The organism is Pseudofrankia coriaricola, assembly GCF_001854805.1.
Taxonomy (GTDB): Bacteria; Actinomycetota; Actinomycetes; order Frankiales; family Frankiaceae; genus Pseudofrankia.
In genome coordinates this window covers 42,052-54,551 of sequence record NZ_MBLO01000080.1, presented here as the reverse complement: position 1 = coordinate 54,551, position 12,500 = coordinate 42,052, and the positions used below count along the sequence as shown (strand labels likewise).

The window sequence follows — 12,500 nt, the reverse complement described above, 5'->3', positions numbered from 1 at the left end:
TCCGGATGCCCGTGCACCGCAGACGGCGACTCGCACGCAGGACGGTTCCCATCGTGGCGTTGGTCGTCATCGCCGCAACGGTCGTGTCCTTTCTCGGCAACGAGGCGCTCGAGTGGTCGACCGTCGGGCGCTACCTGTTCGACCAGCAGATTCTCGACGGCCTGGGCATGACCGTCACGCTCGCCGTGATTTCGATGGCGGTGGGACTCGTGCTGGCGTGCATCGTGGCGGCCATGCGGCTCTCCGGCATCCTGATCGTGCGCGGGATGGGCGCGGTGTTCGTCTGGTTCTTCCGTGGAGTACCGCTGCTCGTTCTGCTGGTTGTGACCTTCAATATCGGGCTCCTGTATCCGAATATCGTCGTGGGGCTGCCGTTCTACGAACCGCTCGTCAGCCTCCGCACGTCAGACTTGATCTCACCGAGAGTCTGCGCCGTGGTCGCGTTCAGTCTTTACGAGGCAGCGTACGGCTCCGAGGTCGTGCGGTCATCGCTGATGTCGGTTCCCACCGGACAGCGGGAGGCCGGAGCAGCGATCGGCATGACGTCGTCGAAGGTGTTCCGCCGCATCGTCTTCCCGCAGGGAATGCGCATTGCGACTCCGCTGCTGGCGAATCAGTTCATCCAGATGACGAAGAACACCAGCATCGTCGCCTACATCGCCGTGCCCGACCTTCTCTACTCGGCGCAGAGCGTCTACTCGCGAACCTTCGAGATCATCCCGTTGCTGCTGGTCGTGACCATCTGGTACCTCGTGCTCGTTGCGCTGCTCACCATCGCACAGTCCTATCTGGAACGGCGCTTCGGCGCGCATGAGCGTCCTCGACGCACGAACCCGCTTCGCAAGCAGAAAGCGATCTCGCATGGGAGCGCCGCATGACGACATCGCTACTCGAGGCCGTTCAGGTCTCCAAGAGGTTCGGTCAGAACCAGGTTCTCAAGTCGGTCTCCCTGTCTGTAGGGCGGGGGGAGGTTGTGTGCCTCCTAGGACCCTCCGGCTCGGGCAAGACGACCCTGCTCCGCTGTCTCAATCATCTGGAGCGTCCCGACGAAGGCTTCGTGCGGGTCGGCGACGAGGTGCTCGGCTACCGGCAGGCCGGCGGAGTGCTGCGGGAGACCTCGGAGCGCGACATCGCGCGTCAACGCCGTTCGACCGGCATGGTCTTCCAGCAGTTCAATCTCTTCGCGCACCGCACCGCGATCGAGAATGTCATGGAAGGACCCACCCAGGTCAAGGGCGTCGACCGGGCTCGTGCACGGCAACGCGCCGGAGCACTCCTCGACCACGTCGGTCTGTCTGAGAAGCACAACGCCTACCCCAACCAGCTCTCCGGCGGGCAGCAGCAACGCGTCGCGATCGCACGAGCCATGGCGATGGAACCTGACGTACTCCTCTTCGACGAGCCGACATCGGCCCTCGACCCCGAACTCGTGCTCGAGGTGCTGGAAACCATGAAGTCGCTGGCGCTGGAGGGAGCCACCATGGTCGTGGTCACGCACGAGATCGGTTTCGCACGCGAAGTGGCAGATCGGGTCGTGTTCATGGCCGATGGGCAGATCCTGGAAGAGGGTGAACCGTCGAGCGTCATCGACGCTCCGGAGCATCCGCGTGTCAAGGAATTCCTCTCCCGGGTGCTCTAGCGCAGAGATCGTCGGCTGGCCGGAACACGCCGGCTGACGGAAACACCCCGGCCAAGGCCGCCCCCGAGGGCGACGTCGGTTTAGCGAATGCCTGCCCGAAAGTTGCCGGATCCCCATCGATCGGAAGGCGAATGCTGTGAGAGTACGAGCGGCCATCCGGCTCGGTGACGGTTCGCGAGAGACACTGCGGAGTCCCATCTCGCGGACAGTTCCGCTGAACCTGTTCGCTATCCCGCTCGGCTTGACTGGTCTCGCCGGCGCATGGGCGCAAGCCTCCCGTGGGCTCGGAGCGCCGACGTTGCCCTCCGAGGTGCTCTACGCGCTGGGCGCCGGGCTCTGGCTCGTCTTCAGTGTGAGCTATGCCGTGCACAGCATCCGTTACGCCGGCTCACTGCTGAACGACCTCGCGCATCCGCACACGAGTCATCTCGCCGCCTACATCCCCGCGATCGGCCTGTTGCTTCTCGTGCACTTCGGGCTTTACGCCCGGCAGCTCGCGACGTGGGCGTGCTGGGCGCTCGTCATCATGCTCGCGGGCCTCGCCGCGCGCACGCTCGCGGCATGGTTCACCGGCGACATGCCCGAGGAGGCCATCAATCCGGGCCTTCTCCTGCCCGTAGTCGCGGGGGCGTTCATCGCCGGCATTGCGTTCTCCTCGGTCGGCCTTTACCCGGTGAGCATGGCCGCGATCGGTGTGGGACTGTTCTTCTGGCTCGTGATCGGGTCAGTGGTAATGTCGCGCCTCATCGTCGGCGGTCCACTGCCCGCAAATCGTGCGCCGCTGTTGTCTGTGCTCGTCGCGCCGCCGGCCACCGGCGGAATCGCGTGGATGGCCGCGCATCCCGCCAACTACGGAACGGCGATCGACGCCTTCGCTGGGGTGCTGGTGATGATGATCGTGCTTCAGGCCATGCTCCTTCCCGTCTATCTGCGATTGAGATTCAGCGGCGCGTTCTGGGCGTTCACCTTTCCCATTGCCGCGAGCACGAACTTCTTACTCAGGCGGCTGCCCACCCCGATGCCGCCGGGCTGGGAGGCCATCGGATGGGTTCTCCTCGTAGCGGCGACGCTGGCCATCGGATACATCGCCATCCGTACTGCGGTGGCCTCCGCATCCGCCCAGAAGGGAATCGGCCTGGCCCGTCGCCTGAGACATCGCCTCGCCTCCTTGAAGGATCCCGCGCGTCCGCGCACCTCAACCTCGATCGATTGTGCCCGGAAGCAACGCGTGCGAAACGAAGAGAGAACGCCATGACACATCTTGCCGCCCATCCATCTCCGCAGCCTGGCCTCCGCAAGGAAGACCTGACCGCGGGCGTCGCCACGCCGAGGTTCGCCACGCTGGGCGAGATCCACGCGGCCGCACTGGCCCGGTTGGTTCCTGAGCTCGTCGACTATCTCGAGGGAGGGGCCGGGCAGGAGGTCTCGATCCGGCGCAACCGCCAGGTCTTCGAGCGCTGGGCCTTCAAGCCCCGGGCGATGAGCGGGTCGCAGCCCGCCGTCACCGCTACGAGCTTCATGGGCATCCCCCTCTCGCTCCCTGTACTGACCGCTCCGTTCGGTGGGGACGGGCTGTTCGACGTCGATGGTCAGCTCGCGGTGCGCCGGGCCAACCGCCGGTTCGGTACGGCGAGCATCGTGCCGGAGGCGGGCAGCCACTCGCTCGAGGCGAACGCCGCCGTCGCCCCCGGCACCGGCGCCATCGGCCAGCTCCACCCGATGGGAACCGACGCAAACTTTCTGGATGTCGTCTCCCGATACGAACGCGCGGGATATCGCGGGCTGTGCGTCACGGTCGACTGCCCGACGGCCGGGTGGAGAGAGCGGAACAAACGCAATCGCTGGTCGCCGCCCGTCGATGTTCTCGCGGGCAACTACCCGTCCACTTCGGAGGCCCTGACAGCGGCGTTCGGACAACTCTTCACTCACGATAAGGCGGTCTGGACCTGGGAGCACCTGGGCGGCCTGCTCGGGGAGACCTCGCTTCCCTGGATGGCGAAGGGAATCCTGTCTGTGGAGGACGCGCAGGAGGCCATCGCCGCAGGAGCGTCAGCGCTGCTCGTCTCAAATCACGGTGGCCGTCAGCTCGACTGCGTCCTGGCCCCGATCGAAGCGCTGCCCCCCATCCGCGCCGCTGTCGGGGACGACATCGAGATCGCGCTGGACAGCGGCATCCGCAACGGCACCGACGTTCTGAAGGCTCTCTCGCTCGGTGCCGATGCCGTCGTCATCGGGCGTCTCGCCATCTATGGAGTCTGTGCGGACGGGGAAGAAGGCGTGATGCGCACGCTGGAACTGCTCTCGAACGAGATCCGCCAGGCGCTGCCGCTGATCGGCAAGACCAGTGTGCACGAGCTCGGCGCGGACAACATGATCGATCTGCGGGAGGTGTGAGAGCCGTGGCCCTTCCTTTTCGTTCAAGCGTCCGTGCCGGCGACTGGGTCGCCATCTCGGGCCAGCTCGGGCTGACCGCCGGTGGGCTGGCCGAGGGGTTCGATGCCCAGGCGGAGTCAGCGCTCGCGAACTTCGTCGGTGAGCTCGCGCGACACGGGCTGTCTCCGCGTCACGTCGTGAAAACGACGGTATTCCTCACCGATGGCTCGAGCTATGGCGCTATGAACGCCACCTACACCGCGGTGTTCCAGGACGAACCGCCGGCGCGCAGCGCGATCATCGTCCGAGATCTGCCCCTCGGCGGACTGATCGAGATCGAAGGGTGGGCCTATGTTCCCTCAGTTTGAGACCACCGCGAAGAACGGATACGCAATGCCCACCCAGACCGCGCTCATCCGACGCTCGATCATCGACACATCGATCGGCCAGATGATGGTGAGAACGAGCGGCACGCCCGACCCGTCGCGGCCGACGGTGGTGCTCATCCATCAGATGCAGTCGTCGGGGCGGATGTGGACGAAAGTGATGTCGGGTCTTGCTGCCATCCACTGTGTCGCACCGGACATCCCCGGCCTCGGGGACTCCGACGCGCCGGAACAGTGGCTCGACGCGCCCGGATACGCAGAGGCGATCTTCGAAACGGTCAGACCGCTCATCGGCGAGGCGGGATGCATCGTCGTCGGTCAGCACGCCGGCGCCGTGTACGCGGCGTATCTCGGTGCCGCGCACCCCGACCTCGTGAGGGGAGTGCTCTGCATCGGCTACGGGATGTACGAGGACTGGTCTCAGGGGCAGCGCGGGTTCTACGACGTCGGCTTGCACAAGTTCACCGCCGACGGGGGAGGACTCGTGGAGACGTGGAACACAGTCACGAAGAACCTGCCGCCCGAGACAGACGTACAGACACGAGTCGAGTGCTTCACCGATCGGTTGCGGGGAGGTCCCAACTTCTTTGCCCCCTACATCGGTGTCTACACCGTCGATCGTGATGCGATCCTCAGCCGGCTGCATGACAGTGGGGTGACCGCCGTCATGATGAACCCTGTCAGCGACCCGATCGTGACCCCCACGTCCCGCCGCAAGCAGCTCGCGATCATGGGAATCGAGCCACTGACCCCGGACTCAGGATCGTGGATCACCCTGGAAGCTCCGCACATCGTCTGCGACGCGATCGTCGAGCTGGCCGGTCGCGCGGCCGGCTGATTCGCCGGTTATCGACAGTAGTCATAGACGGCAGCACGTCCGTAACCATCCTTTTTCTTGGCCGACTCACGCGCAACCTACTCTGTTCAGATAGTCACAAGATCTCCGGCGTCCCAGGCATCCGGCGTCAGACTCTTGGCTCGAAGAACATTGAGGGGCAACGTGGTGAGTTCATCCATGGCACGTCAAGGGGTTCTCGAGCCGGTCGGTCTTGCGGCAGGCCCAGGCCCGGCGAGAGGACATCTGTCCCTCGTCTCAGACGCCTGCGACGACGTCATCGAGCACCTCGACGACAGGGTGGCCTCCTGGGTGACCCAGGTGCGCAAGGACATCCCCGAGTATCTGTCGATCTCGTTCGAGAACCACGTCTCGACCAACCGCGACCTGCATCTGAGACTGTGGGGTGGTCAGCTCCGGATGCTGGAACGACCAAGCGCCGCCGATTTGTCGGCAACCCGCGCGGTCGGCCGCCTGCGAGCCTCCCAGGGGGTGCCCCTCGAGGCGCTGATCGGCGCCTATCAAGTCACGCACAAGGAGATCTGGGATGTACTCCGCACCCGTGTTCCGCCGACCAGCGGCCTCCTGGGCGAGATCACGACGTTCCTCCTCTCGCGACTCCAATTGGTGATCGAGGCTGTCTCGATCGGCTATCGAGCCGGCCAATCGATCCAGGGAACGACTACGCTGTCTCTCCAGCGTCGCCTGGTCGGAGCGATGCTCGGAGGGGCGACGGGCACGGATGTCGCGGAGCTGTCCGAGGATCTCGGGATGGTGCCCACAGAGGATTTCGTCGGCGCCTGGTTGCACACTGATGTTGCTCCGGAACGCATGCTCTCCGCAGTTCTTCGCAGCGTACGGGATCTCCCGGCCGCGGTCTGTGTGGTCGGCCCCGACGTCGTGGTCGTCGTGCAGCGCGCGAGTGCGAGTCAGCTCGGCGCGCAGCTCGACTTGCTCCCCGGGCGGATCGGCATCGGGCTGGCACGACCCGGGCTGGTCGGTGCACGCACCAGTCTGGGGGACGCGAAACGAGCGGCCGAGCTGGCAGAGCCCGGTGCGGGCGTGCAGCTCTTCGAAGACAACTGGATGTGGGCGTGTGTCCATGCCGAGAAGGAACGCCTCGCACCCGTGCTCGCCCACCCTGCGCTGGTGGCACGGGAACATCCCGACCTGGCGGAGACGGTGCGCGCGTTCTCGAACTCCGGCTTCTCGATCAGTCGGACCGCGCAGAAACTGAACGTGCACCCCAACACCGCTGCCTACCGGATCGACCGATGGAAGAAGCTCTCCGGACTCGATCTGCGAAGCGGACGAGGGCTTGCCGCGTCGTTGATCGTCGTGGACACGGTCATAGCATCGGAGTCGAGATTGGCGAACACATTGCCGTCGTGACTCCAACGCGCGGAGGTACGGAACCGTCGGCGGGCCGCAGCCCGGTCCGCCGGTCGAAGATCAGGCCGACTTTGTCGGGGCGGCCCAGGTCGAGGTTCTCCCGGATGACCTCCTCAGAGAACACTCGGCCGGACAGGGACGGTCGAGCACCTGGGGCAGGGAGAACTCGGCTTGCAGAACCGAGAGCTGGTAGCGGTCCCCGGCGTCCCGGTCGCCAGGCGTGCACGGGTGCGGCAGGATCGCCAGCCACACGAATGTCGGAGCGACCTTGACCAACGTCGGTGGCCAGATGAGGCGGAAGCCGAAGGGCACCCCGAGTCGGAGGTGGGGTCGACGCCGGTCTCGATGGCCGCGCGGTGGCGGGCCAGTTTGCGGTCGCATTCGGCGATGCGGTGGCGTAGCGCGGCGGGGTCGACCGGGCTGCGGCCGGCGCGCACCAGGATGAGCCCGAGTGCGGCGACCAGGAGCATCCAGAGGCCGAACGCGAGCCGGCCGAGCACGACGGGTTCGAAGAGGGCCGGCAGCATCGGCACGAAGACGTAGATCCCGAGCGCCAGTACGATCCACCGGCCCGGCCCGGCCCGGCCCGGCCCGGCCCGGGCAGGACCGGCCGTCGGGCCAGACCGATGCCGGCGATGACCAGGCCGATCCCGATCCCGATCGTCGGCGCGCCGTAGGCGCTGTCGAATGCCTCGGCCCGGGCCGAGCCCGGCCGCGTCGTGGGCGGTGGTGATCGCGGCGATCGCGGCGATTGCCATCAGCAGGATCGTGGCGATTGTCCCGATGAGCAGCCCGGCCCTGGTCGCCTGGCTCGCGCGGGCCCGGGCCAGCAGCGCGATCCCGCCGATGCCGGCCAGTACGCCCAGTTGTTGCACCGCGAAGAAAATCATCGCGGCGGTGTACCAGTGTGGGGTGAAGGGGTAGCTGTACTGCCCGTCGCTGACCTGCGCGGGCCAGGCGACCGTGGCCACCGCCTGCGCGGCGCCCAGCAGGCCCAGGACGATCGCGGCCTGCCCCACCCAGCCGGCCGTGGACGGGCTGTGGCCGCCCCTGCCGGTGCACGCGTCATGCTCATCGCTCTGCTCTCGCTTGGGCTGGAGTTCACATCGGTCCGACTCGAAGCTCGGTTTTGAGATCGTCGATCTCCGAGATGATCTCTAAGATCGTCGGTCGTCACGGGAATTCCGCCCAAAGCACCGTCGCGAAACCGAGGATCGGACGGTGCCAGCTGTCGGCTGCCGGGATCGTCACGGTGGTAGTCCAGCGCCACCTCGGCATTGATGGCCCACTCACCCCGCGCGAGCCCACCGCCGAACACGCCGCTGTAGATCATCCGCACCTGCGCGGCGAACCGCCAGACGAGCACCGGACGCCGCTCCCGGCGGCGCCGTCCTGGTACTCGAGCATCCGGAGATGGCGGCGCTCCTCAACGGCCCCGACCCGGATGGGACCGTCTTCCGAGTTCTGCGTGAGTCCGGGAGCGGATCGGCGTCGAACGCGAGCGGATCTATCGGAGGCATCAGAGCGCCGTAGGACCGGGCGTACTGCCGGTACAGCGCGCGGCCAGTGTGATCACGTCCGGTGGGAACCGGTACGCCGCGAGCTCTGATGCCCAGACCGGGGACCGCTGCGGCTACGCACCACAGGGTCACGCCGGACGGGGGCCGACCCGGCTCCTGCGCTTAGCCGACGCAACGGTGCTCGCAGTGGGTGCAACGGCTGGTCCCGCCCGAAACGCCGTACCAGCCGTTGCGCCCTCTCTACCTAGCAGTACTATGCATCGTACTTCTAGGGTACCGAACGGGGTGAGGCCTGGTGAAGGTCGGCAAGGATCTGGTGGCCGCCTCGGCGACGCCGATGGTGCTCGGCATCCTGGCCGAGGAGGAGAGCTATGGCTACGCGATCCTCAAGCGGATCAACGAGTTGTCGGGTGGCGAGCTGGACTGGACGGAGGGCCTGCTCTACCCGTTGCTGCACCGACTGGAGCGTCTCGGATGTGTGGAGTCCAGCTGGCAGTCGGTGACGGGCGAGCGGCGGCGCAAGTACTACCGCCTCACCGAGGCTGGTCTGGCCGAGCTGGCCGAGCAGCGCCGTCAGTGGGCCACGGTCATGGACGCGCTCAAGGGAATCTGGCTGGGTCTTGGTGACCGCGGGACGCTGACGGCGATCCCGCTGGAGGGCCGGGCATGACGGCGCGGGAGGGGCAGGAGGAGCTGGAGGCGCAGTTCGCGCAGTGGCGCCAGTACGTGGGGCGTCGCCGGGAGATGCGGCCGCCCGACGCCGACGAGCTCGAAGACCATCTCCGTGGTTCCGTGGACGAGCTCGTCGAGGCCGGCCTGAACGCGGATGAGGCGTTCCTGGTCGCGGTCAAACGGATGGGTAGCCTCGACGACCTGTCCCGTGAGTTTGCCCGGGAGCACTCGGAACGGCTGTGGAAGCAGTTGGTCCTGACCGCAAGCCCGGCCGCGGACGCGCGGTCGCGGCGGGACCTGCGGGTGATGGCCTTCTGCGCGGCGGGTGCCGCGCTGTCCATCAAGGCGCCGGAGCTGTTCGGGGTGAGGCTGGACAACGACGCGTCGGCCTCGTTCTACGGGCCGAACGTCAGCCTGCTCGTGCTGCCCTGGCTCGCGGGTTTCCTCGCCTGGCGCCGGCAGGCCCGACGCTCACTGATCGGGATACTGGTGGCGCTGTTCGCGCTCGGCGCCGTCGCGGCCAACGCCTACCCCCTGGCGGACAGGTCGCAGTCGCTGGTCATCACCAGCATCCACCTGCCCATCGCCCTGTGGCTCGTGGTGGGCCTGGCCTACCTGGCCGACGACTGGCGGTCGTCCCGTCGACGCATGGACTTCATCCGCTTCACCGGTGAATGGTTCATCTACTTCGTCCTCATGGCTCTCGGCGGCGGTGTACTCACCGCATTCACGACCGGCGCCTTCAAGGCCATCGGGATCGTTCCGCAGGATTTCATCGCGCAATGGCTCCTTCCATGCGGCGCGGCGGCCGGGGTTGTCGTGGCCGGATGGCTCGTCGAGGCCAAGCAAAGCGTCGTCGAGAACATCGCTCCGGTGCTCACCCGGCTGTTCACTCCGCTGTTCACAGCGGTCCTGCTCGCCTTCCTCGTCGCCATCGGCTGGACCAGCAACGGCATCGACGTCGAGCGCCAAGCGCTGATCCTGTTCGACCTGCTCCTGGTCATCGTGCTGGGGTTGCTCCTCTACTCGATCTCAGCCCGCGACCCGCTGGCCCCACCCGATCTGTTCGACAAGCTGCAGCTCGCTCTCGTGGTAAGCGCGTTGGCCATCGACGTGCTGGTACTCCTGGCCATCACCGGGCGCATCACCGAATACGGCACCACACCCAACAAGGCCGCGGCCCTCGGCGAGAACGTCATCCTGCTCGCCAACCTCGCCTGGTCAGCGTGGCTGCTGCTGGGGCTCGTCCGTCGACGCACCCCGTTCGCGACGCTCGAACGCTGGCAGACCGGCTACCTGCCCGTCTACGCCGCCTGGGCCTGGATCGCGGCCCTCGTCCTCCCTCCGCTGTTCAACTACGCCTGACCCACCTGACAGGAGGCGCCGGCGAATTCGCCGGACACTATGTGCCGCCGGTGAGACTGGCTCCCCTACGGCGGACAGATGCCGTTCGGGAGGTCTTTACTGATCTTGGGCGCGGCGAGGTGCGTCACCATCCGCCTTTGAGAGCGCCAAGGAGCGCTGGTCCCCGGTCGGCCGCGGTGGTCGCATTCGCCGCCGCGTGGACGATCAGGCCCAGTGTTAGCAACGCGGACAGGACACCGAATGACCCCACCACGCGTCTAGTTCGCCTATCGGACGAGGCCGTTCGCGCGAACCTCTTCCACAGCAGCACGCTGGTGCCGAGGAGGGAAGCCGCCGCGATCGTGGCAATCACGGCCATCACCGCGTGGTATCGAGAAAAGTCGGCGATCATCACGTCGATGGCCGGCGGCGTCCGTGCACCCGCGCGAGAGGAGTCAGCCAGCCGTTGCCTGGCCTGGCCTGGTCGAGCGTGGTCGCAAACTCCTGGTCGGTTGCGCCTTCCGTCAGCATCGGCATCAGGGAGGAGAACGGCGCTTTCGCACCCTGGATGTTGGCCATCACCGCCGTCAGAGAGAGCAGCGCGAGCATCGCCGCAAGAGCGCCGGCCGACGACCCCGCCGGAGCCGTCCGCGAGCAGGTCCGCCGCGTAGGACGTCTCGACGTACTGGCTGAGCACCAGCACGGGTGAGCGGGGCAGGCGCGAACGGACGCTGATCGCCGCCCGTAGGCCCTCGTCCGTGTGCGTCGGTGGCATCCGGACGTCGACGACCGAGACGTCCGGGCGGTGTCGCAGCACCGCCTCGACGAGGGCCGGGGCGTCACCGACCGCGGCCACCACCTGGTGCCCCTCCTCGGCGAGCAGGCGGATGAGGCCCTCACGCAGCAGCACCGCGTCGTCGGCCACGACGATCCGCAGCCCACCGCCGGCCGCCCGTCCCGACCATGGCTCGGGGGTCGTGTCGTCGGTGGTCAGCGGCACGGCAGCTCCGCGGTGATCATCGTCGGCCCGCCGCAAGGACTGGTGACCCGCAGCCCGCCGCGGAGTGCGTGCACCCGGTCGTCCAGCCCTCGCAGTCCGTGCCCTTTGTCGAACGCCGCGCCGCCCACCCCGTCGTCCGCTACCCAGACCGCAGAGCTGCCGCATCGTGACGCAGTCCGATCACGCACCGGCCGGCACGACTGTGCTTGGCCACGTTCGTGAGGGCCTCGGAAACGACGAAATACGCGGCCGTCTCGACGGCGGCCTCCGGCCGGTGGCTCAGGGGCCCGCCATCGAGCTGGGCGGGCACGGTCGAGCGTGCGGCCAGCTCGGCGAGCGCCTCGCGCAGGCCGCGGTCGACGAGAATCGGCGGGGCGATGCCATGTGACAGGGCCCGTAGCTCGTCCAACGCCTCCTCGGCCTGGACGAGGGCGTCGGCGAGCGCCTCCCGGACGGTCTCGGGCCTGCGGTCGAAATGGCGCTGCGCGCGGCCCAGCTCCATCGCCAGCCGGACCAGCCGCTGCTGAGGCCCGTCGTGGATGTCGCGTTCGAGCCGACGCAGCGCCGCCGCCTCCGCCGTCACCGCGGCGACGGTCTGCGCGCGAGCGGTGTCCCGCTCCTGCTCCAGCCCGCTGATCCTGCGGTGCAACGGGGACGCATCCGATAGCAGAGCCCGCCCCAGCCCGGCCTGCGCGGCGACGCACACCCGAGTCACCAGCGGCAGCAGCCCCACCACGGTCCCGAAGGTCATCCGCTCGGCCGGCGAGGTCAGGCCCAGACTCACATCGATGTGGGACTGGGCGCTACCCGCGCTCAAGGTCATGGGCTGCATCGTCCCGGCCCACGCACCCCGGTTTCGCACAGCCGTCGTCGCGGCAGCGACCCCCAAGAACCACCACAGCGCCGTCACCACCGCGGTGACCACGGCGACAGGCAGCACCACCACCACATGGGCCAGGCCGAGTCACATCCCCGGGTCGGACGCGGCGGCCCCGCTCGGCCTCGACCGCCGGCCCAGACCCTCCGCGCCGGCAGCCACCGAGCGAACCCTGGCGGTCCGCCACCACTCCACATCGGCCAACCACCGCACCGGCGCCGCGACACCAGCCACAACCGGCGCCCTGCCCGCAACCAGCCGACCCACCGTTCCCACGCACAGCCCGCCGAGCACCAGCAACAGGCCAGCCACCGCGCTCACCGGGGCAGTCAGCAGATACAGCGACTCCACAACCGCGCGACGCCCTACCCGGCCGAGAAAGCTGACGCCCGGCAAAGACCGACCCCAGACCGCAGAACGCGACGACCCGGCCATAGCCCCACCCTAGCGTCGGCCTCTCGT

The 12,500-nt window shown here is 67.6% G+C and carries 13 protein-coding genes; 9 read left to right on the top strand and 4 right to left on the bottom strand.

Annotation, left to right across the window (positions count from 1 at the left end):
- Positions 1 to 53 precede the first annotated feature (53 nt).
- The 5 genes from BCD48_RS13960 (at position 54) to BCD48_RS13940 (ending at position 4,380) form a co-directional block, all read left to right on the top strand.
- A complete protein-coding gene (locus BCD48_RS13960; protein WP_157910495.1) occupies positions 54 to 878 on the top strand; it encodes an amino acid ABC transporter permease in 825 nt (274 codons plus the stop codon).
- Positions 875 to 1,639, top strand: a complete 765-nt coding sequence (locus BCD48_RS13955) for an amino acid ABC transporter ATP-binding protein (RefSeq protein WP_071048789.1) — start codon at positions 875 to 877, stop codon at positions 1,637 to 1,639. Before BCD48_RS13960 ends, BCD48_RS13955 begins: the two co-directional genes overlap by 4 nt.
- 136 nt (positions 1,640 to 1,775) lie before the next feature.
- Positions 1,776 to 2,894 (top strand): SLAC1 family transporter, encoded by a 1,119-nt coding sequence (locus BCD48_RS13950; protein WP_157910494.1) that lies wholly within the window; start codon positions 1,776 to 1,778, stop codon positions 2,892 to 2,894.
- Complete coding sequence (locus tag BCD48_RS13945; RefSeq protein ID WP_241841714.1) at positions 2,849 to 4,033, top strand: alpha-hydroxy acid oxidase; 1,185 nt, start codon at positions 2,849 to 2,851, stop codon at positions 4,031 to 4,033. The genes BCD48_RS13950 and BCD48_RS13945 overlap by 46 nt, the downstream gene beginning before the upstream one ends.
- On the top strand, positions 4,030 to 4,380 hold the full coding sequence (locus BCD48_RS13940) for a RidA family protein (protein WP_071048787.1): 351 nt from the start codon (positions 4,030 to 4,032) through the stop codon (positions 4,378 to 4,380). The genes BCD48_RS13945 and BCD48_RS13940 overlap by 4 nt, the downstream gene beginning before the upstream one ends.
- Here BCD48_RS13940 and BCD48_RS53535 read toward each other — a convergent pair.
- Positions 4,372 to 4,518 (bottom strand): hypothetical protein, encoded by a 147-nt coding sequence (locus BCD48_RS53535; protein ID WP_241841713.1) that lies wholly within the window; start codon positions 4,516 to 4,518, stop codon positions 4,372 to 4,374. The two genes, BCD48_RS13940 and BCD48_RS53535, sit on opposite strands and share 9 nt — an antisense overlap.
- A 40-nt stretch (positions 4,519 to 4,558) precedes the next feature.
- Between BCD48_RS53535 and BCD48_RS13935 the strand changes: the two genes are divergently transcribed.
- Both BCD48_RS13935 and BCD48_RS49045 read left to right on the top strand, forming a co-directional pair.
- On the top strand, positions 4,559 to 5,236 hold the full coding sequence (locus tag BCD48_RS13935) for an alpha/beta fold hydrolase (RefSeq protein ID WP_241841712.1): 678 nt from the start codon (positions 4,559 to 4,561) through the stop codon (positions 5,234 to 5,236).
- Positions 5,237 to 5,545: 309 nt separating this feature from the next.
- Positions 5,546 to 6,625, top strand: a complete 1,080-nt coding sequence (locus BCD48_RS49045) for a PucR family transcriptional regulator (protein WP_131803984.1) — start codon at positions 5,546 to 5,548, stop codon at positions 6,623 to 6,625.
- A gap of 113 nt (positions 6,626 to 6,738) precedes the next feature.
- Here BCD48_RS49045 and BCD48_RS51240 read toward each other — a convergent pair whose 3' ends face one another.
- On the bottom strand, positions 6,739 to 7,644 hold the full coding sequence (locus BCD48_RS51240; RefSeq protein ID WP_071048784.1) for a hypothetical protein: 906 nt from the start codon (positions 7,642 to 7,644) through the stop codon (positions 6,739 to 6,741).
- A 796-nt stretch (positions 7,645 to 8,440) separates the two neighbouring features.
- Here BCD48_RS51240 and BCD48_RS13920 point away from each other — a divergent pair.
- Positions 8,441 to 8,815 carry a PadR family transcriptional regulator gene (locus tag BCD48_RS13920; protein ID WP_071048783.1) on the top strand — a complete coding sequence of 125 codons (375 nt, stop codon included), beginning with the start codon at positions 8,441 to 8,443 and terminating at the stop codon, positions 8,813 to 8,815.
- Complete coding sequence (locus BCD48_RS13915; RefSeq protein WP_071048782.1) at positions 8,812 to 10,182, top strand: permease prefix domain 1-containing protein; 1,371 nt, start codon at positions 8,812 to 8,814, stop codon at positions 10,180 to 10,182. The genes BCD48_RS13920 and BCD48_RS13915 overlap by 4 nt, the downstream gene beginning before the upstream one ends.
- A gap of 124 nt (positions 10,183 to 10,306) precedes the next feature.
- Here the strand turns inward: BCD48_RS13915 and BCD48_RS56590 are convergent, their stop codons facing one another.
- Both BCD48_RS56590 and BCD48_RS53525 read right to left on the bottom strand, forming a co-directional pair.
- A complete protein-coding gene (locus BCD48_RS56590) occupies positions 10,307 to 11,098 on the bottom strand; it encodes a response regulator (protein WP_241841722.1) in 792 nt (263 codons plus the stop codon).
- Between the two features lie 202 nt (positions 11,099 to 11,300).
- Positions 11,301 to 11,984, bottom strand: coding sequence for a sensor histidine kinase (locus BCD48_RS53525; RefSeq protein ID WP_241841711.1), 684 nt, complete (start codon positions 11,982 to 11,984; stop codon positions 11,301 to 11,303).
- Positions 11,985 to 12,500: the final 516 nt, after the last annotated feature.